Genomic DNA, 22,522 nt, shown 5'->3' with positions numbered 1-22,522 from the left:
ACTACGATACACCATCGTGACTTCTGCGTTGGGCGAGCACGCGTCGGTTCTCGTGCTCAGCGGTGACCCCGAGCTCTCCGAGGACCTCGAGGCGCGGCTCGAACCCCGCGTGGACGACGGCGACGGGACGTTCGCGGTCAAGGCGCACGCCGTTACCTCGGACGCGGCCGACGAGGCGCAGATCACCGACGTCGACGTGACCGTCGTCGTCGACGAGGCGGGGCTCGAACGCGTCCGGTCGGTCGACCGCGACGGCGCCGTGGTCGCGTACGTCGATGACCCGGCTGGCGAGACCGCGACCGACCCGGTCGTGGACGCGACCGCCGGGACGCCCGAGGCGCTTTCGGACACCGTGGCGTGGCTCCTCGCCCGCGACCGGCGGTCGGTCGTCCGGTCGGAACCGACGCGGACTCCCTCGCGGATCGAACAGCTCAACGCTGGGATGGCGGAGCTGGCCGCCGTCAGATCGGTCGACGAGGCGTACCGTGCCGTCACCGCCGTCGCGGAGCAGGTGTTCCCGGAGTACCAGTCCGTGGTCGCCGTCCGCGACGGGGAGTGGGTCGAGCCGGTGGTCGCCTCCAGCGGGACGCCGGTCGAGGACTGTAACCGAGTCCGCGTCGGCGGCGGAGTGGCCGGGCGTGCCGTCCGGACCGGGAACGCGTCTATCGCGCCGAACCCGAACCCCGAGAGCCGGTTCGACACGCTGCTCACCGTCCCGGTCGGAGACGACGTCGTCTTTCAGCTCGCCGCCGGGGCGGACGGGTTCGACGACGACGACCGGCGACTGGCGGAGCTGCTCGGCTCCCACCTCGAAGAGACGCTCGATCGGATCGCCGTTACCGAGACTCTTCGGACGGAACGCGACAGGCTGCTCGCGCTGTTCACGAACGTCCCGGACCCCGCCATCGCCTACGACTACGTCGACGGCGACCCAATCGTCCGGCAGGTGAACGACGCGTTCGAGGAGACGTTCGGATACGACGCGGAGACGGTGACCGGAGAGTCGATCGACGATTACATCGTGCCCGCCGGCTCCGGACCGGAGGCCGACGACCTCAACGAGCGGTTACAGCGCGGCGAGAACGTCCGCCGGGAGGTGGCCCGGACGACCGCCGACGGGACCCGTCACTTCATCCTCCACGTCATCCCGATCCGCCTCGACGCGGAGAACGCCGCCGGCTACGCCATCTACACCGACGTCACCGACCGGCGAGAGCGCGAGGAGACGCTCAGACGGCAGAACGAGCGGCTCGACGAGTTCGCGTCCATCGTGTCACACGACCTCCGAAACCCGCTGTCGGTCGCGGAGGGGTACGTCGACCTCGCTCGCGAGACCGGCGACATGGACCACCTCGACAGGGCCGCGGACGCGATCGGTCGGATGGACGAACTCGTCGAGGACCTCCTGTCGCTGGCCAGACAGGGGCGGTCGGTCGGAGAGACGGAGTCCGTCTCGCTGGCCGATATCGCCCGCGAGGCGTGGGAGGGCGTCGACACCGACGGCGCGACCCTGACCGTCGACTCGGACACGACGCTGGAGGCGAACCGCACGCGGCTTCGCGAACTGTTCGAGAACGTCTTTCGGAACAGTGTGGAACACGGTTCCACGAGCAGTCGGGCGGAGCCCGACGACAGCGTGGAACACGGCGACAGCCCTCCGGACGCGCCACTCTCGGTCCGCGTGGGCGTTGCGGCCCTCCGTGAGGACGACGGCACCGTCGTGGACGGCTTCTACGTCGAAGACGACGGGCGGGGGCTCCCGGAGGACGACATCGACCGGGTGTTCGAGAGCGGGTTCACGACCGAGGAGTCGGGCACGGGACTCGGGCTGGCGATCAGCGAGCGAATTGCCGAGGCGCACGGCTGGACCGTCGCCGCGTGTCCCGCCGAGAGCGGCGGAGCGCGGTTCGAGTTCCGGACGGAGTGACCGGCGCCCGGGCGGCGCCGGTCCGAAACGACCTTACGCCGCGCGCGAGGGTATCCGATATGGTCGAGAACGTCGTCTACCCCGCCTACTTCGACGCCGAGCTGTCGCGCTCGGAGGGACGCCGCGTCCCGATGGACATGGCGGTCGAAGCGCCGACCGTCGACGAGATCGCGAAGGCCGTCCAGCAGGTCGGCTACGACGCCGTCGTCGAGCGCGATGCGACCTACCCCCGAGAGTTCGACGCCCGCGGTTCCGTGGCGGTCAGAGGCACCGAGGACACCGCGAAAAACGACCTCGTTCAGGCGATCGCCGCGTACCTCGGCGTTCTCCGGGAGTAACCGTGCGGCGCGTCGGCACCGTCGTCCGCACCGCCGGCGGACTCGCGATCGCTCGCGGCGACCCGGGCGCCGACCCGCCGCGGATCGGCGCGAGCGTCGTCGACGAGTCGCTCTCCACGGTCGGCCGCGTCGTCGACGTGTTCGGGCCGGTCGGTCACCCTTACGTGGCCGTCACGCCCGGCGACGGCGTCGGACTCCCCGACCTCGTCGGCGGGAAACTGTACGCGCGGTAGGCGTCTGGCGGCGTTACGCCTCGGTCGCGGCGACGCCGTCGCCCGCGTCGTCGTCCTCGTTGCCGACCACCTCGAAGTCCGCGAGCGTCTTCTCCGTGCGGGCGAGCCGTTCCGCGACGAGCAGCTTCTCCCGACGCTCCAGCCGCTCCCAGTCGAGTTCCGTCGGCGGCGACGCCTCCAGCGACTCGAACCGGTCGATCACGGCCTCGTTGGCGAAGCGCTCGAACGAACCGCAGTTCGGGCATGTCCGCGACAGGTGCGAGGTGTCGAACGACCGCGTGACGGCGTGGTCAAGGCAGTTCAGACACCGGTAGGTGTGGGTCCGAGACACGACCGTACTGAGGGACCGAACGGACGAGTATCTGTGGTCGCCGGCGCGCGGCTCGGCGTCCGAAACCCACCGAACCCGGAGCGGGCGCTCGGGCGCGGCGAGAGCGGAATCGAAAAGGGATCGACTGGAGGCGCCGCTCAGAACAGCGCGGACGCCGCCGCCTCGGCCGTCTCGATGACGGGACCGAAGCCGGGGAGCAGCAGCAACGTCGCGACCGCCGCGAAGACGACCGCGGCGTACAGCGCCGTCGGCCGCACGTCGACCGCGTCGAGCGCGCTCTGCGTCTCGGGGTCGTCGAGCCACAGCGCCTTCACGACCCTGCTGTAGTAGTACAGCGACACGACGCTGTTTATCGCGCCGAGTCCGGCGAGCCACAGGAAGCCGTTGTCGATGGCCGCCTGAAACAGGAAGTACTTCGAGAAGAACCCGGCGAACGGCGGGAGCCCGGCGAGCGAGAACATGAACACGGCCATCGCCGTCGAGGCGACGGGCGCGCGCCGCGCGAGCCCCGCGTAGTCCGCGAAGGTCTTGCCGACGCCCCACCGCTCCGCCATCGCGACGAAGAGGAACGCGCCGGTGTTCATGAACCCGTAGACGAGCAGGTGGGTCATCGCGGTGGCCATGACGGTGCCGTTCGCCGGCCCGTCGACCGTGAGCGCGGCGACGCCGATGAGCGCGTAGCCGGCGTGGCCGATGGAGGAGTACGCCAGCATCCGCTTGACCTCCTCTTGGACCGCGGCCGCGAAGTTCCCGACCGTCATCGTGACGGCCGCGAGGACCGCGAACGCGAGCATCCAGTCGATGTTCGCGGAGACCGCCATCTCGAGCGGGAACGCCTCGGTGAACACGCGGAACGCGACGACGAACCCGGCGGCCTTCGACGCCGACGAGAGGAACGCGCTCACCGGCGCGGGCGCGCCCTCGTACGCCTCCGGCGCCCAGAAGTGGAACGGGACGGAGGCCGTCTTGAACGCGACGCCGCCGATCATCATCACGATACCGACGCCGAGGACGCCCGTGAGTCCCTCTATCGACGCCGACGCGATGTCGCTCAGGATGAGCGACCCCGTCGCCGCGTACACCAGCGAGATGCCGAACAGGAAGATGGCGGACGAGAGCGCGCCGACGAGGAAGTACTTCATCCCCGCTTCGACGCTCCCGCGGTTCCGCTTGAGGTACGCGACGAGCACGTACGACGGCAGCGACACCATCTCCAAGGCGACGAACACGACCGCGAGCGAGTTCGCGACCGCGAGCAGCGCCATCCCCGTCGCGGCGAAGGTCACGAGCGAGTAGAACGCCGCCGGGTTGGCGTGGTCGTGGAAGTAGTCGTGGCCGGCGACGACGACGAGCGCCGTCACGGACGCGAAGATGGCGGTGAAGAACAGCGCCATGGTGTCGACCTTGATCGCGTCTGCGAACAGCGTGATCGCGCCGCCGGTGTCGACGCTACCGGTCCCCGAGGCGACGAACCAGACCGTCGCCGCGAGCGAGGCGAGCGCGCCGAGCGTGCTCACGGCCGCCATCGAGGTGTTCGACCGCTCGTCGGGGCTGATCGTGTCGACGAGCAGCAGGGCCAGCCCGGTGAATCCGAGCAGCAGCACCGGGAGTAGCGCAGCGACCTGCGGGAGCGCGTTAACCATCGATCGTCACCCCCTCGACGACGGGAACGGCGGCGTCACGGATCATCTCGAAGAAGATGTCGGGCGCGACGCCCAGCACGATGATCGCCACCAGAAGCACCGCGAGCGGGGCGACGTCGTGGAACGCCGCGGGCCCGACCTCGTAGTCGGTCTCCAGTTCGAACGGGCCGAACAGCGTGCTCTGCATCGCCGACAGCAGGTAGCCGGCGACGATCACGATACCGAACATGGCGAGCGCCGTGAACACCGGCGCGTACGGGAGCGCCGGCGCGGACAGCGAGCCGACGAAGATGAAGAACTCGCCGGCGAAGCCGGCCATCAGCGGCAGCCCCATGTAGCCGAAGGCGCCGGCGACGAGGATGCCGACGGTGACCGGCATCCGGTCGGCCATCCCGGCCATGTCTCCGACCATCCGGGTGTGGGTCGTGTTGTAGATGACGCCGACCGCCATGAACATCAGTCCCGAGATGAGGCCGTGCGCGACCATCTGGAACGTCGCGCCGCCGACCCCGTACTCGGTGAAGACGATGAGCCCGAGGATGACGTAGCCCATCGACGAGACGGACGAGTAGGCGACGATCCGCTTGAGGTCCTTCTGTGCCAGCGCTAACATTGCGCCGTAGATGACGCTGGTGACGGCGATAGCCGCGATCGGGACCGCGAGCATCGACGCCTGTTCGGGCAGCATCGTGAAGTTGAACCGCAGCAGCGCATACGTCCCCATCTTCAGGAGGACGCCCGCCAGAAGCACCGACGCGGGGGTCGGCGCCTGAACGTGCGCGTCCGGGAGCCACGTGTGGAAGGGGACGATCGGGACCTTCACCGCGAACCCGAGGAACATCGCGAGGAACGCGAACATCGCGACCCGGTCCGGGGCGATGCCGAACCACTCGGTCAGCCCGCCCGCGGCGACCGCCTGTGCGATCTCGGGCAGCGCGAACGACGACACCGAGTCGCCGAGCGCGAACACGAGGCTCATGAAGCCGATGAACATCAAAAGCGACGCCGCGTTCGTGTACACGAAGAACTTGATCGCGGCGTACTTGCGGCGCGGGCCGCCCCAGATCCCGATGAGGAAGTACATCGGGACCAGCACGGCCTCCCAGAAGACGAACCACAGGAAGAAGTCGAGCGCGGCGAACACGCCGAGCAGGTTCGCCTCCATGAACAGCATGAGCCCGTAGAACTGGCTCTGCCGCGTGTCGACGGGCGTCCACGCGCTGAGGATCGCCAGCGGCACGAGGAACGTCGTGAGCACGAACAGCGGGAGGCTGATCCCGTCGAGCCCGACGAACCACGAGACGCCCCGACCGCCGACTTCGAGCCACTCGATCTGCGTCGCGTACGCGACCTCGCCGCCGAGCAGCGCGTTGCCGCCGGCCTCGAAGCCGGACCACAGGTAGAGGCTGCCGACGAAGGGGACCAGGCTGATCGCGAACGCCAGCCGACCCGCCCACTCGTCGGGCGCGAGGAACACCGTCAACGCGCCGACGAAGGCGGCCGCCATGAGCGCTTCGAGTATCACTGGAACCACCCCCCGGTCGCGCCGAGCACGAGCAGCAGCGCGACGAGCCCGAAGGTGAGCAGCGCGGCGTACTGCGAGACGACGCCGGACTGGAGCTTCCGGACCCGACCGCCGCCGGTCAGGCTCACCGAGGAGACGCCGTTGACGACGCCGTCGATGATTCCCTGATCGAAGACGTCCGCGCCGCCCGCGACGTCTTCCGTTCGATACGCGAGCCAGACCTGTACTTCGTCGAGATAGTAGTTGTTGTACAGCACGTCTTTGACCCCGCCGAGCTTGGCGGTGTGTTCCGTCGGCGACGCAACGTTGTAGAGCCGCCAGGCGAGTCCGAGTCCGAGCAGCGCGAAGCCGAGCGAGACGGCCGCGCCGACGAGGACGGTCCCGGCCTCGCCGCCGACGAGGGTGCCGCTACTGTACGGACTCAGGTTCGCGTAGTGGTGCGAGGAAAGGCCCTCGATACCGCCCCACTCGTTGTCGAGCCAGCGGTGGAGCAGGTCGATGCCCTCCAGTCCGAGGACCTTCTGGACCGGCACCATATTGATGAGGCCGGTGACGACCGCAAGCGACCCGAGGACCGTCAGCGGTCCCTTCACGTTCCACCCGACGGGTTCGGGGTCGCGGGCGGTGTCGCTCCGCGGCTCCCCGTGGAAGGTCAGGAACACCATCCGGAAGGTGTAGAAGGCGGTGACGGGCACCGCGAGCAGCCCCATCAGGTAGCCGCCGAGCAGCAGCGGGTCGTTGAGGCCGTGGACGAGCGCCTCGTAGAGGATCTCGTCTTTCGACCAGAAGCCGGCGAACGGGAAGATGCCCGCGAGCGCCAGCGACCCGGCCAGGAAGGTGTAGTAGGTGACGGGCATCTTCGACCGCAGCCCACCCATGTCCCACATGTCCTCGTTGTGGTGCATCGCGATGATGACCGACCCGGCGCCTAAGAACAGCAGCGCCTTGAAGAACGCGTGGGTGGTCAGGTGGAAGACCGCGGCCACGTACCCGCCCGCGCCGAGCGCGAGCATCATGTAGCCGTACTGCGAGATGGTGGAGTACGCGAGCACCTGCTTCAGTTCGTCTTTCACCAGTCCCATCGTCGCCGCGAACAGGGCGGTGAAGCCGCCGATGAACGCGATGACCGCCATCGTCGTCGGCGTCAGCACGTAGAACCCGTACATCCGCGCGACGAGGTAGACGCCGGCCGCGACCATCGTCGCGGCGTGGATGAGCGCCGAGACCGGCGTTGGGCCCTCCATCGCGTCGGGGAGCCACGTGTGAAGCGGGAACTGCGCGGACTTGCCGACGACGCCGCCTAAGACGAGCAGGCCGACGACGGTCAGCCACGTCCCGAGTTCGAGGCCGCCGGGCGTCCACGCGACCGACCCGGAGCCGTTGAGCGCCGCGTCAGCGAGCGCCGGGAACGACTCGGGACCGGCGAACTGCGCCGTGCCGAACGTCGCGAACACCGCGACGACGCCGACGAGGAAGAAGTAGTCACCGAAGCGGGTGACGAGGAACGCCTTCTTCGCCGCCGACGGCGGGCCCGGCTCCCGGAAGTGGAAGCCGATGAGCAGGTACGAGCAGAGCCCGACCAGCTCGAAGAACATGAACGCCATCAGCAGGTTGTCAGCGACGACGAATCCGAGCATCGACGCCGTGAACAGGCCGAGGCCGGCGTAGTAACGCGGCAGGCCAGTCTCGCCCTCGTCGTTCATGTAGCCGAGCGAGAACACGTGGACGAGGAGTGCCACGAGCGTCACGATGACGAGCATGAGCGCCGACAGCGGGTCGATCAGGACGCCGAACGTGAGTTCGATGTCCGTCGGACCGATCCCCGCGCCGCCCTCGCTCGCCCAGTAGTACAGCGTCTCGTTGTACGCGCGGCCGCCGGCGACGGTCGCCGCGACCCAGATAGACAGCAGGAACGACCCCGCGGTCGCCGCGATACCGCCGAAGGCGCCCCCCTTCGGGAGATACCTGCCCGCGCCGAGCGCGACCAGGAACGAGAAGAACGGGAGGAGTACGATCGCCGGAACGTATGCGAATGCGTTCACCATCTTACCACCTCATCTCCGCTGGAACGGTCACGTCTGTCGTACCGAAGTTGCGGTATAACACGAGTATGATGCCGATTCCGATGGCGACCTCCGCGGCGGCGAGCGCGATGACGAACAGCGCGAACACCTGCCCGGTGAGGTTGCCGTAGTACCACGCGAACGCGACGAAGTTGATGTTGGCCGCGTTCATCATGAGCTCGACGCTCATGAGGAAGTACAGCGCGTTCCGCCGCGTCAGCACGCCGAACAGTCCGATACAGAACACTGCCGACGCCAACAGCAGGTACCACGTCGGAGGGATAGAGGACACGACGGCGCTCACTACCGGTCACCTCCGTCGCGGCCGCCGTCGGTAAACGCCCCTCCGACCGCGGAGACGACGGACCCGTCCTCCTCGCGTTTCGCGAGGTAGACGGCGCCGTCGACCGCGACGTCGAGCGCGACCGCGGCGATCAGGAAGGCCGCGAGGAACCCCTCCGCGGGGATGGTCGCGACGTCGTACGCGCCGAGGTCGAACAGGGCGTACCCGATGTTGTGAACGACCGAGGCGTCGGCCGGGAAGCCGGCCTCCTCGAATCCGAACGTCGCCGCGTTGACCGTCGCGGCCAACAGGGCGAACAATGCGCCCACGGCGACCGCAGGTGCGATCCGTGACCCGCGGCTCTCGTCGTTGCTCACGCGCTACTCACCTCCGTTTCGGAATCCGACCGCGTGAGCATCACGGCGAACGTGACCAAGATGAGGACCCCGCCCACGTAGACGAGGATCTGCATGGCGGCGATAAACTCCGCCCGCAGCATCACGTAGTGCACCGCGACGCTCGTGAGGGCTCCGCCCAGAAGCAGCGCGGCGTGGAACACGTCGCGCGCCAGGACGACCCCGAGGGCGAACGCCAGCGTGACCGCGGCGAACAGCCCAAACGCGATGGTGGCATAAACCATTGTGTTTGTCTCCTATGAGAACCCCTTTGAAGATTTCGAGACGCGCCCGCTACTGGTAGTCGACTTCGCCGTCGCCCTCCCCGATCCACGCGCCGCGATCGGGATTGCGGGACTCCAGCGGGTCGATTCCCTTGTACCACGGGACGTTTTTGAGCTGTTCTTTGTTGAACACGAAGTCGTCCTTCGTGTCCGCCGTGAACTCGAAGTTCTGCGTCAACAGGATAGCGTCGACGGGACAGACCTCCTCGCAGAGCCGGCAGTAGATGCACTGCCCGATGTGGAGGTTGTACTGCTCGCCGTTGCGCTGGTCGTCCTGAACGATCTGGATCGTGTCGTTCGGGCAGACGTTCTCGCATTGCCGACACCAGATACACCGCTCCTGGCTGAACTTGTGGACCCCGCGGAACCGGGGGCTGACCTCCGGCGCGTCCTCCGGGTATTCCACGGTGAACGTCTTGCCGTCCAGCGCGTGCTTCATCGTCGTCGCCATGGATTTCATGAGTCCGATCATGTTACGCGATCACCCCCACGATTACGGCCGTGAGCACCAGGTTCGCGAACGACAGCACCAGCATACCTTTCCAGCCGATCTCGATCAGCTGATCGATCCGGACGCGGGGTATCGCCGCGCGGGCCCACTGCGTGAACAGGAAGAAGCCCCAGATCTTCACCACGAACCAAATGAAGCCGATGCTCTCCGGGCCGGGCCCGGAGGCGCCGCCGAGGAACGTCACGGCGAGGATCGCCCCGCCGAGGAAGATGTGGACGAACTCTCCGAGGTAGAAGAGGACGAAGTACGCCGAGGAGTACTCCGTCTGGTACCCGCCGACAATCTCCGTCGGCGCCTCGGGGATGTCGAACGGGTTCCGTCCGATCTCCGCCATGTTCGCCGTGAGGAACAGCACGAACGCGAACGGGTTCACGAACGCGTACCACGACGGAATGGCGATGCCGCCGATCGTCGCGAGCGTCTCCGTCTGCGCGCCGACGATACCGCTCATCTGGAGCGTGCCGGCGAAGATGACGGCCGACATCGCCGTGACGATGAGCGGGATCTCGTACGCGAGGTTCTGCGCGACGGCGCGGAGGCCGCCGAGGAGCGAGTACTTGTTGTTCGACGCGTAGCCGGCCATCACCAGCGAGACGGACGCGATGGAGGCGAACGCGAACACCAACGCGAAGCCGACCTCCGGGTCCGCGAGGTGGAGGTTGATCGGGCCGAGCTGTCCCATCGGGATGACGGAGAAGCCCAGAAGCGCCGACGCCGGGAGGAGGATCGGCGCGATGTCCCACGAGGGGCGGTCGACGCCCTCGGGGATGATCAGCTCCTTCGCGAGCAGCTGGACCGCGGCCGCCGGGATGATTAACAGCCCGTAGGGGCCGATCCGGTCGACCGCGATCCGGTCGGTGAACGCGGCCGTGATCTTCCGTTTCGCCCACGGGCCCGCGACGCCCGTGAACGCGAGGATGATGTTCCCGACGACGAACGCGGCGACGAGCGAGGCCGCGACCTCGCCGATCACGCTGTCGAGCCCGAGCGTGTCGACGATGAACTCGGGGAACAGCTGCGCGGGCGCCGTGCCCATCAGCGGTCCACCTCCCCGAGGACGATGTCGAGGCTACCGAGCGCGGCGATGACGTCGGGGATGTACTCCCCGTTCGCCATCTCCGGTAGCGTCTGGAGGTTCGAGAAGCACGGCGAGCGGATCTTGAACCGAGCCGGCTTGTCAGTCCCGTCGGCGCGGATATAGATCCCGAGTTCGCCCTTCGCGCCCTCGACGGCGCGGTAGATCTCCGTGTCGTCGTCCGGGCGCAGCGTGCGCGGCACGTTCGCCTGAATCGTCCGCTCGTCTTCGGGCCACTCCTCGAGCAGGTCGACGCACTGCTCGATGATCTTCGCGGACTCCTCGACCTCGCGCATCCGGACGAGCAGCCGGCTGAAGTTGTCGCAGCCGTCTTCGGTGACGACGTCCCAGTCGAGCTCGTCGTAGTAGCCGTACGGGTCGTCGCGACGCAGGTCGTAGTCGACGCCCGAGGCGCGGGCGACCGGGCCGGTCGCGCCGTAGTTCTTCGCGACCTCCGGCGGGAGGACCCCGGTGTCGACCGTCCGCATCTGGAAGATCTCGTTGGACGTGATCAGGTTGTGGTACTCCTCGACGGACTCCGGGAGCTGGTCGAGGAAGTCCCGGGTCTTCGAGAAGAACTCGTCGCGGGGTTCCGGCAGGTCCCAGACGACCCCGCCGAGCCGGAAGTAGTTGAACATCAGCCGCTGACCCGTCAGATCCTCGAGGAGGTTCTGGACGCGCTCGCGGTCGTTGATGGCGTACATGAACGTCGCCGTGAAGTCGCCGTTGATGTCGAGCGCGAACGTGGCGAGCGCGAGCATGTGCGCGGCGATCCGGCACATCTCCGCGCCCATCGTCCGGATGACCTGCGCGTACTCCGGCACCTCGATGTCCGCGAGGTCCTCGGCCGCGCGGGCGTACGCCCACTCGTTGAGCAGCCCCGCCGAGATGTAGTCCCAGCGGTCCGGGTACGGCATGATCTGGTGGCGGTACGTCCCGGACTGCGCCATCTGCTCCTCGCTGCGGTGGAGGTAGCCGATGTCCGGCTCGACGTCGGCCACCTGCTCGCCGTCGAGGACCGTCTTCAGGTGGAGCACGCCGTGGGTCGCCGGGTGGTGCGGCCCGATGTTGAGGAACATCGTGTCGGACTCGGCGTCCTTGTGGTGGTCCTCCAGCGGGTTCGCGTGCTCCGGCAGCGTGGCGATCTGCGGCCGGTCCTTGTCGTAGTCCATCGACAGGGGGTGGCCCTGCCACGTCTCGGGCAGCAGGATCCGACGCAGGTCGGGGTGGTCGTCGTACTCGATCCCGATCAGGTCGTACGCCTCCCGCTCGTGCCAGTCGGCGGTGCGGAAGACCGGCTCGGCCGACTCCGAGACCGGGTTATCCTTGTCCGCGGGGACGACGATGCTGACCTCCTGAGTGGGGTCGTCGTACTTCTTCAGGTGGTAGATCGACTCGTAGCGGTTCTCGTACTCCTGTGCGGAGACGACGGAGAGGTGGTCGTACCCCGCCTGCTCTTTCAGGGTCCGAAGCGTCTCCTGAACGGTGTCCGGGCGGATGACGAAGCCGGGCGCGTTCAGGTGGTCGTCGCGGTCGACGACGAGGTCGCCCAGCAGCGCCTCCAGCTCGTCGGGCGTCCGCTCGACGGCGCCGTCGTCGACGGTGTCTGGTCGTTCGAGGCTCATGGCGAATCAGCGAAGTTGTACCGCATGACGAGCTCGTCGTCGTCGATCTGGTCGGACAGCTTGTCGACGAGTTCGTCGCGTTCGAGGTCCGAGAACTCCTCCAGCTCGTACGGCTTGACGGTGACGGGCGCGGCCTCGCCGTTTGCGACGCGCTCCTGCAGCTTCACGACGCCGTACACGAGCGCCTCGGGGCGGGGCGGGCAGCCGGGGACGTGGATGTCGATCGGGATGACCTCCTCGGCGCCCTTGATCACGTTGTACCCCTCCTGGAACGGGCCGCCGGAGATGGTGCACGAGCCCATGCCGACGACGAACTTCGGCTCGGGCATCTGGTCGTACACGCGCTTCATCCGCGGGGCGAACTTCGAGACGATCGTCCCGGGGACGATCATCACGTCGGCCTGCCGCGGCGAGGCGCGAGGGACGCCCGACCCGAAGCGGTCGAGGTCGTGTTTCACCGCGTAGGTGTGCATCATCTCGATGCTACAGCAGGCGATGCCGAACTGCAGCATGAACATCGAGGAGCCCCGACACCAGTTCAGGAACTTGTCGAACTTGGTGAGGATGAACGGCGACGAGCCGAACGCCTCGCGGAGCCGGGAGTTGAATCGGTCGCCCTGCCCGGTCATCCGGGCGTCTCTGGTCTCGGTGACGACCTGCGATTCGTCGGTGATAAACGGTTGATCGCTGCTCATTAGTTGATGTCCTCCGTCGTCTTTCTGTTGGTCGCGCGGGGGCTGCGGGCCCAGCTGATCACACCCGACCGCCACGCCCAGACGAGTCCGACCGCGAGAACGCCGACGAACGCCAACATCGGCCACAGCAGGTCGGCCATCGGAACGCCGGCCTGAACGGCCGGGCGGTAGATGACCGCCCACGGGAACAGCAACACGGTCTCGATGTCGAACACGACGAACAACAGCGCGACCATGTAGTACTGGATGTTGAACCGGATCCGCGTCCCGCCAGTCGGGGTCTCGCCGGACTCGTAGGTGGTACTTTTACCGGTCTCAGGCACGCTCGGACGGAGCAACGCCGACACTGTCATCATCGCTATCGGGATGAGCAGGCCGACGACCGCCAAGGCGCCAATCGCTATCCAATCGCTCATATAGGTCTCCGTAACGTGCTGGGGTTTGGACCGCCCCCTCATAAGCGTTGAGTCTTGTGCGTCCGCGGGCGTGCGGGCCGGTATCGCCCGTTCGCGGTGGAAGCGCCTGCGAACCGAGTGAGAGTCCTCGATCCGAATCGGTGTGCGAGTCGACGGAAGCGCGGCAGCTGGCCGGCGGACGAGCTGATCTCCATTTATAAGTGAACACCGTGCGGTGGCGCGTGCCTCCGAGTGGCCGACAGGCCACGAGGAGCACGCGCGAGGGAGTCGGTGGTCCGGAGCAACGCGGAGGACCACCGACGAGGCTGGGGAGGTGTGAGGTGCGGGGCTGTGCGGTGCGGGGTGGGACTCAAAGGGGCAGTCGCGAGGACGAAGCACGGCGACGGAAGCACCGCAGCGAGTGAGCGGAGCGAACGAGCGAGGAGCGCACCGAGCCGCGCGAGTCCTCGCGGCTGGGGCTTTGGCGGCGTTTGCCGTTGATCTGTTGAGGACTACTTATAAACGATCGGCTGGGGCTTTGGCGGCGTTTGCCGTCGATACGTCAGCGGTTATTTATAAGCAAGCGACCGGGATTTGGAAAGGTTCACCGCGCCGCAGACACCTCCCGTACGCGTTTATAAAGAGAGTCACCTTCACCGATCGCGGAACCCGTCGATGCCGAGGTCGTGGAGGGCGGCGGAGACGTCCGCGACGTCCGCCTTCTGCTCGTCGTGGAGGTCGACCAGCCGCTCTTCGATCTCGTCGTGTTCGCGCGCGAGCACCTGCGCCGCCGACAGCGCCGCGTTGTACGACTTCCCGGCGTCAACGGCGACGATGGGCGCGCCCGTCGGCATCCCGATGACGGAGTCGACGGACTTCTCTTGGACCGGCACGCCGATCACGGGCACCGGGTACGCGATCGACGCGGTCATGTTCGGCAGGTCGGCGGACTTCCCGCCCGCGCCCGCGACGATCACGTCGAGCCCGCGGTCCGTCGCCGTCTCCCCGTACGCGTACATGAGCTCCGGCGTCCGGTGCGCCGAGACGACGTAGCTCTCGTAGGTGAACCGGGCGTCCGGCGCGTCGTCGAAGTCGGTCTGCTCCGCGAACCCGAGGTCGTCGAGCGCCTCGTAGGCGTCCGCCATGACGGGGAGGTCCGAGTCCGACCCCATGATGATCCCCACGTCGGGGGTCGCTCCGGAGTCGACGTCCGCGTCCGCTTCCGCTTCGAGCCGGTCGATCAGGTCTTGTACCGTGGTCACGGCGGAGGGTTCGGCGGAAGACCGTAAGGAACTGCCGGATGCGGCGACCGGGCGGGCGAGAAGGAGAGCGAGACCGGCGAGCGCCGGCGGCCCGGTGAGGCTCAGTCGCCGTCGGCGGGGTTCCCGTCTCGGGTCTTCACGGCGACGCCGGACCCCAGTTCCTCCGCCTCCGTCCCGGAGAGTTCGGCGCGGCCGACCGCGAATATCGCGTCCGACTCGTCGACGACGAGCACCTCGTCGCCCGGCCGGATCCCGTCGTCGGCCGCGGCGACGAACTTCGCGAACGCGTTGCGTCCCTCGCGCACGAACGGCTCGCTCTCCTCGCCCACGACCATCCGGTGGCGGGGTTCGGTGAACGCCTCGTGGATCCGTCGGCCGCCCGCGAGCCCGAGCGTGAACCGGCCGTCGGTGCCGTACGAGACGAGGCGGCTCCCCTCGCTGCTGCCCGGGGTGTCGTCGACGTCGCCGTCGATCACCTGCCGCGGGCGGCCGCCGCTCGACCGGCGCACGGTGAGGGGGTCGTCCGGCGGGAACAGGGCCTCGCCCGCGCCGCTCCCGAACTGGTAGTCGGCGGCGGTTCGAAGGTCCGCGAGCGTCGCTGCGTCGGTCATGCCAGCGATACCGACCGCGCGCTGAAAGCGATTGCGACACCGGCCCGCGTCGCTGATCGCCCCCTCAGCCGAGCGCGGGGTACGTCGCGGCGACCCCGTCGCCGTCGACGCGCCACCGGTCAGCGACCTCGCGATACGCGACCGGGTCCGCGGCCCTGCTCGCCGGGACCGACTCCGGCGGCGACGCCCGGAGCGCCTCGGCCAGTTCCTCGCGGTTGAGTCCGTCGGCCTCGCTCGCTCCGTCTGGCTCCCGGGCGAGCAGGGCCGCGAGCCGGTCGGCCGCCGCGACGGTCGCGCGGGCGCCCTCGATCCGACTGGCGAGGTCGAGCGCCGCGGTCAGCCGGTCTGCCGCCGCGACGGCGTCGCCGCGCTCGGCCTCGGCGGCGCCCAGCGCCGCGAGCGCCTGCGCCTCGGCCTGCGTGAACCCGCCCGCCCTCGCGGCGTCGACCGCGTCCGTCAGCGCCGTCGCCGCCGCGTCGCCGTCTCCCCGCGCGAGCGCCAGCCGACCCCTGATCCGGTTCAGCTCGGCCAACCGCTTGTGGCCGGCGTGGCCGTCGAGCAGCGACCCGGTCCGCTCCGCCCGCCGCTCGGCCTCCGACAGGTCGCCGCGCTCGACAGCCACCTCCGCCAGGACCGCGGTCACCATCGCGCACCGGGTCTCGGCGTCGAGCGCGTCGAGGCGGTCGAGCGCGGCCGTCAGGAACCGCTCCGCCCGGTCGAGGTCGCCGGCGAGGTGGGCCGCGCTGCCGAGGTGGCTCAGCGCGAACGCCTCGTACATCTCCGAGCCGAGCCGCCGGGCGATGGCTCGCGCCTCGGACGCGCGGTCGACCGCCTCCGCGACCGCGCCGCGCTGCTCGGCCACCGCCGCGAGGTTCAGGAGGGAGATGGCCTCCCGGTGCTCGTCACCGACCGTCCGGTAGCCGTCGAGCGCGCGGCTCGCGGTCCGCTCGGCCGCGTCGAGGTCCCCCCGCCGCCGCAGCGCGACCGCGAGGTTCGTCCGGACGTTCGCCTCCCCGTGGGTGTCGTCGTGCGCGCGGAACAGGTCGCCGGCGACCCGGTAGTGGTCGAGGACCGCGTCGGTCCCGTCGAGCGCATCGAGCGCGTTCCCGGCGTCCATCAGCGCCTTCGCCCTCCCGATCGGGTCGCCGGCCGCCGCGGCGATGGCGTACGCCCGCGAGGCCGCCTCGTAGGCGACCTCGTAGTCGCCGTCGAAGTGGGCCGCCTGCGCGCGCCCCCTGACAGCCGCCGCCAACCCGGCGCGGTCGCCCGCGGCCGTGAACAGCTCCTCGGCCCGCTCGAACCGCTCGCGCGCGGCGTCGTACTCGCCGCGGCGCCGCGCGACGTCGCCGTACCCGCGCTGGCGCTCGGCCGCCGCGGTCCCGTCGGTCGGTCGCCACGCGTCCAGGGCGGCCGTCGCGCCGTCGAGGTCCCCGGCGTCGACGTACATCCGCGCCACCCACTCCGGCGGACGGTCGCGCAGGCCGTCCGGACACGCGTCCGGGAGGTCGATCCAAGCGTAGCGGACGCGACCGTACAGCGCCGCGAGCCGGGGGTAGCGGCGACCGGCCCCGTACGCCGCGCGGACCGTCTCGGCGGCCCACGCGCCCGGGTGGCGCTCGATCCGGTCCACCGTCGGCGCGTCCCCGCCGACGGCCCGCCGCACGCGGGATCGACGCGCGGGGTCGTCAGCGAGCGCGAGCACCCGGGAGACGACCCGGCCCACGCGCCTGGCGACGACCGGCGCCGGTTCCCGCTCGACGAACCGTTCCAGGAACAGCACCGACCACTCGTCGTGGACGGTCCGGTACCCCCCGTCTCCGGACTCGACGAGGGCGGTTCCGACCAGTCGTTCGAGCGCCCGGCGGACCTCGTCGACGGTCGGTGACGAGGCCCCGCTCCCCCCCGCGTCGGCGTCCCGCTCCGGCCCGTCGACGAGCGCGTACGCCAGAGTCCGGACGTCACCGACGCCGGCGACGTTGAGGAGGTTCACCAGCACCGCCACGTCCGCCGGCGGCGGCGGCCGGTTCCGGGCATCGCGGACCGACTCGGCGACCGCCCCCCGTAGTCCGGACGCCGTCTCGGGGCCGCTCCCGCCGGCGCCGTCGGCCCGGCCCTCGGTCGCGCGGACGAGGTGGTGGACGAGACACAGCAGCTCTCCGACGCGCTCGTCGTCGGCGCGCCGCACGTCGGTGAGGAGGGACCCCGCGTCGGCGGTCGGGGCGGAGCCGGTGCGCTCGGTGAGGTGGCCGACGAACCGCTCGACCTCGCGCTCGTCGAGCCGGGGCATCCGCACGGTCGCTATCGCTCGGCGGTAGCGGAGGTCCGCCGGCGAGAGGGGGAGCCCGTCGGGGTCGTCGTACGGCTCCTCCCGGGCGTCGAAGAGGAAGGACACGTCGTCGCGGTCGGCCAGTTCGCGGGCGACGCCGATCGCCTCGGCCGCCCCGGGGTCGACGGCGTCCTCGACCACCACGAGGTGGTGCCCGTCGCTCTCGGTGACGCGCTCCCGCAGGCGCTCGGTCGCGGTGAACGCCTCGCCGCCGGCGCCCGGCCGGTAGGTGACCGGACCGCGCCCCGACCGGTACCACGCGACCGCGACGGACCGGCAGACGGTGCTCTTCCCGCTGCCCGGCGGGCCGACCAGCGCGTGGTCGGTCCCGGCCGCGAGCCCCTCGATCAACAGCCCGGCGATCGACCGCCGCTCGTCGCCGCGGACCGTCGTCCTGTCGAGGACGTACCCCGCGTCGACCTCCGGGAACGACGCCGTGGCGCGGAGCGGTCCGTACGGGTCCGGGTCCCCCGCGAGCCGGTCCTCGTCGACCGGGTGGAACCCCTGCCCCGAGAGCGCGTCGCGCCCCGGTCGGTCCGGACTCGACCGCCCGAAGAGCGCGTCGCCGTCGCTCCGTCCCGACTCCGCTGTCCCGTCGCCGTCCCCTCCCGAGTCCGCGACCCCGTCGCCGCGTCCTTCCGCGCCCGAGGAGTCGGCCGGGGAACCGCTCGGCCGGCTGTCGGCTTCGGATTCGCCCGACCGCCCCTCGTGTGAGTCCGCCCCGGCTTGACCCATCGCCGCGAGCGTCTCGCCGCCGTCGCTTCCCCCGTCGATCAGCTCGCTGACCCGCGCCTCCGCCCACGCGACCGCCTCGGGGTCGGTCGAGACCGCCGCGCCGTGGAGCGCGCCGTCGTCGAAGGTGAGGAGCAGCGCGACCCCGTCCGCCGCGACCGCCCCCACGTCGACGTCGTCGACCGTCGCGATCCGGCACCCCTCCCGGCGCGCGACGGCTCCGAGGTCGTCCGCGAACCGGTCGGCGGCGTGTCCGTACGCCCGCTCCGCCAGCGCGAGCTCGACGGTCCCGCCGCCGGCGGCCGCGCGCCGGAGCCGCTCCGCGACCCGGGGGTAGGGGAACGCCGGCAGCGCGGCGGCGACCGCGTCGGCGTCGGCCAGCGCGTCGTCGAGGACCTCCAGCGGCCGGTACGGGTCCGGGGCCGCGGCCCGGTACGTCTCGGCTCCGCGCAGGATCGCGGCGGAGACGTCGGCGTCGGCGCCGAGCGGGTCGAGCACGTCGCCCGCGGCCGAGAGGTCGTCCGCGACCGTCAGGAACTCGCGGTACGCGTTCGCGAGCAGCCGCCCGGAGAGGGTCGTCCGGTAGCCGTCCGTCTCGCCGGCGACGAGCCCCGCCGCCTCCAGCTCGTCTATCGCGCGGTTCACCGTCGACCGGGAGTGGCCGAGCGCGTCGACGAGCTCGTGTTTCCGCAGCGGTTCCGCGGCGAGCCGTTCGAGGAAGTCGAGGCGCCGTTCGACGACGCCCACGAGCTCCGACGGCTCAGTCATACGTCCTTCGCACCGACCGCACCGATATAACTGTTTCCTCAGTGACGGCTCGCCGCACGCGGTGACACAGTGTTTCACGGGGTGAGAATAAGGCGGATACCGCCGCAGCCGGACCCATGGGACGGGAGCGAAGCGGCGAGGGCGACGGACCGGGAACGGCGAACCGACTCGACGAAACGGAAGCGAGCACCCGGAACGAACCGGGGGGACCCACCGCGGACTCGCTGGGGCGCGCGGGGCGGGCCGTCGCGGCGGCGCGGACGGCGGCCGGCGAACTGGCCGCGTGGGAGCCCGACGCCGTCGACGGCCTCGTGCGGGCGGTCGGCGAGCGGCTGGCGGACGGGGAGGCGGTCAGTCGCCTCGCGCGGTCGGCGGCGAACGAGACGGGGCGAGGCCACCCGGGGACGAAGGCCGAGAAGGTCGCGACCGAACTCGACGCCGCCCGGCGGACGCTCCGGAGCGCGCCGACCGCGGGCGCGGTCGACCGCGACGGCGCGGCGGGCACGGTGACCGTCGCCGGTCCGATGGGCGTCGTCGGGGCGTCCGTCCCCGCGGCGCACCCGGTCGTAGTCCCCGCCGTCCTCTCGCTGTACGGGCTCGCGACCCGGAACGCGGTCGTCTTGGCGCCCTCGCCGTCGACCGTCGAGACCTGCGACGTCGTCGTCGAGACCGTCCGCCGCGCGCTCTCCGACGCGGGGGCGCCGACCGGCGCGGTCTCGATGCTGCCCGCGCCGGCCTCGAAGCCCGAGACGGACGCGCTGTTCGAGCGCGCCGACTTCGTCGTCGCGGCGGGGTCCGAGGCGACGGTCGCGGCGGGGCAGCGCTGCGGGACGCCGAACGTCGCCGCCGGCGCGGACGGCGTCGTCTCCGTCGCGGACGGGTCGGTTCCCCCCGAGGCCGTGGCGACGCGGGTGGCGGTGGGGGCGACCTACGACTTCGGGGCCCACCCCGCGGGCGACGCCGCGGTCGTCACGGTCTCGCCGGCCGTCGGCCCGCTGTGTACCGCCTTAGAGGAGGAGGGCGGGTACGTCCTCAACGCCGCCGAGCGCGACCGCTTCCGGGCGCTGCTCGACGGCTCGCGGGGAGGCGACGAGGCGGTGGGCGGAGCGGTCGACGGCGAGGCGGGAGCGGTCGACGGCGAGACGGATCCGCGCGGCAACTCTCCCCGCTGGCTGGCGGCCGCGCTCGACCTCCCGAGTCCGGCCAGAGAGGCGGCCTTTTTCGTTGCCGAACCCGACGGCGCCGACGACCCGCTCGCGACGCTGTCCGGGGTCCCCGCGATAGCCGTCCACGGCCGCGACGGGTTCGACGCCGCGACGGCGCTCGCGGCCGAGATCGGTACCCCCCACGCCGCGGCGGTCCACACCACCCAGCAGCGCCGCGCGCGACGCGTCGCGGAGCGGCTCTCTCCCGGGCGCCTCGTCGTCAACCAGCCGGGGATCGCCGCGACGGGCGCGCGCTCGAACGGGTTCGAGGCGGCGCCGGTGCTGGGCGGCGGGGCCGTCGAGGGGAGCCAGCTCTGCGGCGGACTCACGCCCGAGCGCCTCACGCGGACGACGACCGTCGCCGCGACGAGCGTGACGGACGAGGCGTCACACCGGAACGGCGCGGGGGAGACGCTTCGCGGGCCCTGACTCGGGAGAGTTCGAGGGGTCAGCGGGACCGATCGGAACCGAGACCGGTCCGATCCGGGACCGGTCAGGGACGGAGACCGGTCAGAGCTCGACCCGGTCGACGATCGGGCCGTTCCCGTCGTTCCCGTCGCTGTGCGTGTTGATCGCGACCGTCCGGATCCGGTCTTCGAGCAACGACCCGTCGATCTTCGCCTTCAACAGGGAGTCAACCTGATAGACGCCGGCGGCGTTGTTCATCCGGATCACGACCTGAACGGGCGTCTCGTCGCCTTCGCGCAGCGAGACGCGCTCGATCGCCTGCGAGGAGACGGTGTTGATCCCGCGGCCGCCCTCCTCGTAGGGGACGCGCGAGCGCCCGCGCTCCATGTCGAGACCGTCCGCGATCCGGACGACGCCCGCCTCCAGCGTGAGCGGCTGCTCCTCCGTGTGGTGACACAGGATCGCGTGGAGCACCTCCGCCTTCACGCGGACCTGATCGGCCACGCCGTAGAAGTCTGCGAGGAGGTCGTCCAGTAAGTCCGCCGCCAGCGGGATCGAGTAGTACGGGTGGTCGTGACGGTGGACGACGTGGCCGATGTCGTGGAGCGTCGCCGCAAGCGCGACGATCACCGGCTCGTCGGCCTCGTCTAACCCCTGCTGGCGCGCGCCGTTGAACTCGACCCCGCCGGACTTGAGCAGGTCGTACAGCCGCAGCGCGCGGTCGCGGACGATCTCGACGTGTTTGGCGCCGTGGTCGTTGTATCCCTTCCGCGCGACCGGGTTGACGTTCTGCGCCTCCAGGTACGCGAGGACCTCCTCGTCCGACGTGAGCCACGACATGACCTCGTTGAGCCGGTCGTCGGGGAACGCGTGGTCGGCGTCCGGGTCGTACTCGTGGCGGTCGGCGTCGGGGTCCGCGCCGATCCCCTCGCGCGCGCCGTCCGTCGGATCCGGGGCGTCTTCCGTCGGGTCGGGCGTGTCGTCGGCAGGGTCGCTCATGCGTCTCCCAGAGTCGCCGGCCCGGGATAAATGTGCGAGGCGCGCGGATCCGTCGTTCGGACCGCCGCGCGGCTTCGCCGGTCGAACCGCTGGGATCCTGCCGGCGCCCCGACCGCTTATGCCGTCGCCCGCTGTGGCCTCGCGTATGTCGTTCGATCCCGGCCGCGTCTCGACGGTGACGTTCGACTCGTACAGCACGCTCGTGGACGTCGAGGCCGCCGAGGCGGCGCTCGCGGACCGAGTCGCGGACCCCGAGCCGGTGTCGCGGCTGTGGCGGTCGCGGTCGCTGGCGTACACGTTCGTCGCGAACTACGTAGACGCCTACCAGCCGTTCTACGAGATGAACCGCGACGCGCTGACGCACGCGCTTGAGGCGCACGGCGTCGACCTCCCCGCCGCGGAGCGCGACGAGGTCCTCGCGGTGTACCACGAACTGGAGGTGTTCGACGACGTGCGCGACGCCATCGGACGGCTGCGCGACGCCGGCTACGACTGCTACGTCCTCTCGAACGGCGACCCCGAGATGCTCGCGTCGCTCGTCGACCACGCCGACATCGCGGACCTGATCGAGGACGCGATCAGCGCCGACGAGGTGGAGACGTTCAAGCCGGCCGCCGAGCTGTACCGCCACGGCGCCGCCCGGACCGGGACCCCGATCGACGAGGTGGTCCACGCGACCGCCGGCTGGTTCGACGTGCTGGGCGCGCGCCACGCCGGGATGGGGGCGGCGTGGGTCGACCGGAAGGGGACGCCGTGGGAGCCGTTCGGCGGCGAGCCGGACGTCACCGTCGAGACGCTCCACGAGCTGGCGGACCTGCTCGGGGCCTGACCCCGCGACGCGAGCGCTGGACCCGCGACCGGCCCCGGCGGCAGTTTCCACCCGAGACA

The 22,522-nt window shown here is 70.3% G+C and carries 21 protein-coding genes; 5 read left to right on the top strand and 16 right to left on the bottom strand.

The window, feature by feature from the left end; genetic code table 11:
- The first annotated feature begins 16 nt into the window (after positions 1-16).
- Genes KI388_RS02275 through KI388_RS02265 form a run of 3 tightly spaced genes read left to right on the top strand, consistent with a single transcriptional unit; the run spans position 17 to position 2,498 of the window.
- On the top strand, positions 17-1,927 hold the full coding sequence (locus tag KI388_RS02275; RefSeq protein WP_215087787.1) for a PAS domain-containing sensor histidine kinase: 1,911 nt from the start codon (positions 17-19) through the stop codon (positions 1,925-1,927).
- A gap of 59 nt (positions 1,928-1,986) precedes the next feature.
- Positions 1,987-2,265, top strand: coding sequence for a signal recognition particle subunit SRP19 (srp19, locus tag KI388_RS02270; protein ID WP_215087786.1), 279 nt, complete (start codon positions 1,987-1,989; stop codon positions 2,263-2,265).
- Between the two features lie 2 nt (positions 2,266-2,267).
- Entirely contained in the window at positions 2,268-2,498 is a 231-nt protein-coding gene (locus KI388_RS02265; protein WP_215087785.1) for a Gar1/Naf1 family protein, read from the top strand.
- A gap of 13 nt (positions 2,499-2,511) precedes the next feature.
- Here KI388_RS02265 and KI388_RS02260 read toward each other — a convergent pair whose 3' ends face one another.
- The 15 genes from KI388_RS02260 to KI388_RS02190 form a co-directional block, all read right to left on the bottom strand.
- A complete protein-coding gene (locus tag KI388_RS02260) occupies positions 2,512-2,829 on the bottom strand; it encodes a hypothetical protein (protein WP_215087784.1) in 318 nt (105 codons plus the stop codon).
- Positions 2,830-2,966: 137 nt separating this feature from the next.
- Positions 2,967-4,472 carry an NADH-quinone oxidoreductase subunit N gene (locus KI388_RS02255; protein WP_215087783.1) on the bottom strand — a complete coding sequence of 502 codons (1,506 nt, stop codon included), beginning with the start codon at positions 4,470-4,472 and terminating at the stop codon, positions 2,967-2,969.
- Complete coding sequence (locus KI388_RS02250) at positions 4,465-5,979, bottom strand: NuoM family protein (protein WP_215088718.1); 1,515 nt, start codon at positions 5,977-5,979, stop codon at positions 4,465-4,467. Before KI388_RS02250 ends, KI388_RS02255 begins: the two co-directional genes overlap by 8 nt.
- Positions 5,980-5,993: 14 nt before the next feature.
- The gene (gene nuoL / locus KI388_RS02245; protein ID WP_215087782.1) at positions 5,994-8,042 is read right to left on the bottom strand and encodes an NADH-quinone oxidoreductase subunit L; all 2,049 of its coding nucleotides are present in this window, start codon (positions 8,040-8,042) and stop codon (positions 5,994-5,996) included.
- 1 nt (position 8,043) lies between these two features.
- The gene (gene nuoK, locus KI388_RS02240) at positions 8,044-8,364 is read right to left on the bottom strand and encodes an NADH-quinone oxidoreductase subunit NuoK (RefSeq protein ID WP_215087781.1); all 321 of its coding nucleotides are present in this window, start codon (positions 8,362-8,364) and stop codon (positions 8,044-8,046) included.
- On the bottom strand, positions 8,364-8,720 hold the full coding sequence (locus KI388_RS02235; RefSeq protein WP_215087780.1) for a hypothetical protein: 357 nt from the start codon (positions 8,718-8,720) through the stop codon (positions 8,364-8,366). The genes nuoK and KI388_RS02235 overlap by 1 nt, the downstream gene beginning before the upstream one ends.
- A complete protein-coding gene (locus tag KI388_RS02230; RefSeq protein WP_017342604.1) occupies positions 8,717-8,983 on the bottom strand; it encodes an NADH-quinone oxidoreductase subunit J in 267 nt (88 codons plus the stop codon). The genes KI388_RS02235 and KI388_RS02230 overlap by 4 nt, the downstream gene beginning before the upstream one ends.
- Positions 8,984-9,032: 49 nt before the next feature.
- The gene (locus tag KI388_RS02225) at positions 9,033-9,494 is read right to left on the bottom strand and encodes an NADH-quinone oxidoreductase subunit I (protein WP_006629674.1); all 462 of its coding nucleotides are present in this window, start codon (positions 9,492-9,494) and stop codon (positions 9,033-9,035) included.
- A gap of 1 nt (position 9,495) precedes the next feature.
- A complete protein-coding gene (locus KI388_RS02220) occupies positions 9,496-10,569 on the bottom strand; it encodes a complex I subunit 1 family protein (RefSeq protein ID WP_215087779.1) in 1,074 nt (357 codons plus the stop codon).
- Positions 10,569-12,233: an NADH-quinone oxidoreductase subunit D gene (locus KI388_RS02215; RefSeq protein ID WP_215087778.1), complete on the bottom strand. Its 1,665-nt coding sequence runs from the start codon at positions 12,231-12,233 to the stop codon at positions 10,569-10,571. The genes KI388_RS02220 and KI388_RS02215 overlap by 1 nt, the downstream gene beginning before the upstream one ends.
- Positions 12,230-12,928 carry an NADH-quinone oxidoreductase subunit B gene (locus tag KI388_RS02210; RefSeq protein WP_215087777.1) on the bottom strand — a complete coding sequence of 233 codons (699 nt, stop codon included), beginning with the start codon at positions 12,926-12,928 and terminating at the stop codon, positions 12,230-12,232. Before KI388_RS02210 ends, KI388_RS02215 begins: the two co-directional genes overlap by 4 nt.
- The gene (locus KI388_RS02205; protein WP_215087776.1) at positions 12,928-13,344 is read right to left on the bottom strand and encodes an NADH-quinone oxidoreductase subunit A; all 417 of its coding nucleotides are present in this window, start codon (positions 13,342-13,344) and stop codon (positions 12,928-12,930) included. The genes KI388_RS02210 and KI388_RS02205 overlap by 1 nt, the downstream gene beginning before the upstream one ends.
- A gap of 632 nt (positions 13,345-13,976) precedes the next feature.
- Entirely contained in the window at positions 13,977-14,585 is a 609-nt protein-coding gene (purE, locus tag KI388_RS02200; RefSeq protein ID WP_215087775.1) for a 5-(carboxyamino)imidazole ribonucleotide mutase, read from the bottom strand.
- 101 nt (positions 14,586-14,686) lie between these two features.
- Positions 14,687-15,196 carry a PUA domain-containing protein gene (locus KI388_RS02195; protein ID WP_215087774.1) on the bottom strand — a complete coding sequence of 170 codons (510 nt, stop codon included), beginning with the start codon at positions 15,194-15,196 and terminating at the stop codon, positions 14,687-14,689.
- Positions 15,197-15,260: 64 nt separating this feature from the next.
- Positions 15,261-19,022: a tetratricopeptide repeat protein gene (locus KI388_RS02190; protein WP_215087773.1), complete on the bottom strand. Its 3,762-nt coding sequence runs from the start codon at positions 19,020-19,022 to the stop codon at positions 15,261-15,263.
- Positions 19,023-19,138: 116 nt separating this feature from the next.
- Between KI388_RS02190 and KI388_RS02185 the strand changes: the two genes are divergently transcribed.
- Positions 19,139-20,656, top strand: a complete 1,518-nt coding sequence (locus KI388_RS02185; protein ID WP_215087772.1) for an aldehyde dehydrogenase family protein — start codon at positions 19,139-19,141, stop codon at positions 20,654-20,656.
- A gap of 81 nt (positions 20,657-20,737) precedes the next feature.
- On the opposite strand, the gene KI388_RS02180 is transcribed toward KI388_RS02185, so the two are convergent.
- Positions 20,738-21,634 (bottom strand): HD domain-containing protein, encoded by an 897-nt coding sequence (locus tag KI388_RS02180; RefSeq protein ID WP_215087771.1) that lies wholly within the window; start codon positions 21,632-21,634, stop codon positions 20,738-20,740.
- A 145-nt stretch (positions 21,635-21,779) separates the two neighbouring features.
- Here KI388_RS02180 and KI388_RS02175 point away from each other — a divergent pair, with 145 nt between their 5' ends.
- Positions 21,780-22,463, top strand: a complete 684-nt coding sequence (locus tag KI388_RS02175) for a haloacid dehalogenase type II (RefSeq protein WP_215087770.1) — start codon at positions 21,780-21,782, stop codon at positions 22,461-22,463.
- The last annotated feature ends 59 nt before the right edge of the window (positions 22,464-22,522 follow it).

Origin of the sequence: Halorubrum sp. 2020YC2 (assembly GCF_018623055.1) — an archaeon.
GTDB lineage: Archaea > Halobacteriota > Halobacteria > Halobacteriales > Haloferacaceae > Halorubrum.
This window is presented reverse-complemented; position numbering and strand designations above follow the sequence as displayed.

Coding starts and splice junctions, on each gene's coding strand:
- srp19 (WP_215087786.1), top strand. CDS start 1,987: ATGGTCGAGAACGTCGTCTACCCCGCCTACTTCGACGCCGAGCTGTCG.
- KI388_RS02255 (WP_215087783.1), bottom strand. CDS start 4,472: ATGGTTAACGCGCTCCCGCAGGTCGCTGCGCTACTCCCGGTGCTGCTG.
- KI388_RS02250 (WP_215088718.1), bottom strand. CDS start 5,979: ATGGCGGCCGCCTTCGTCGGCGCGTTGACGGTGTTCCTCGCGCCCGAC.
- nuoL (WP_215087782.1), bottom strand. CDS start 8,042: ATGGTGAACGCATTCGCATACGTTCCGGCGATCGTACTCCTCCCGTTC.
- KI388_RS02230 (WP_017342604.1), bottom strand. CDS start 8,983: ATGGTTTATGCCACCATCGCGTTTGGGCTGTTCGCCGCGGTCACGCTG.
- KI388_RS02225 (WP_006629674.1), bottom strand. CDS start 9,494: ATGATCGGACTCATGAAATCCATGGCGACGACGATGAAGCACGCGCTG.
- KI388_RS02220 (WP_215087779.1), bottom strand. CDS start 10,569: ATGGGCACGGCGCCCGCGCAGCTGTTCCCCGAGTTCATCGTCGACACG.
- KI388_RS02215 (WP_215087778.1), bottom strand. CDS start 12,233: ATGAGCCTCGAACGACCAGACACCGTCGACGACGGCGCCGTCGAGCGG.
- KI388_RS02210 (WP_215087777.1), bottom strand. CDS start 12,928: ATGAGCAGCGATCAACCGTTTATCACCGACGAATCGCAGGTCGTCACC.
- KI388_RS02205 (WP_215087776.1), bottom strand. CDS start 13,344: ATGAGCGATTGGATAGCGATTGGCGCCTTGGCGGTCGTCGGCCTGCTC.
- KI388_RS02195 (WP_215087774.1), bottom strand. CDS start 15,196: ATGACCGACGCAGCGACGCTCGCGGACCTTCGAACCGCCGCCGACTAC.
- KI388_RS02190 (WP_215087773.1), bottom strand. CDS start 19,022: ATGACTGAGCCGTCGGAGCTCGTGGGCGTCGTCGAACGGCGCCTCGAC.
- KI388_RS02185 (WP_215087772.1), top strand. CDS start 19,139: ATGGGACGGGAGCGAAGCGGCGAGGGCGACGGACCGGGAACGGCGAAC.
- KI388_RS02180 (WP_215087771.1), bottom strand. CDS start 21,634: ATGAGCGACCCTGCCGACGACACGCCCGACCCGACGGAAGACGCCCCG.
- KI388_RS02175 (WP_215087770.1), top strand. CDS start 21,780: ATGTCGTTCGATCCCGGCCGCGTCTCGACGGTGACGTTCGACTCGTAC.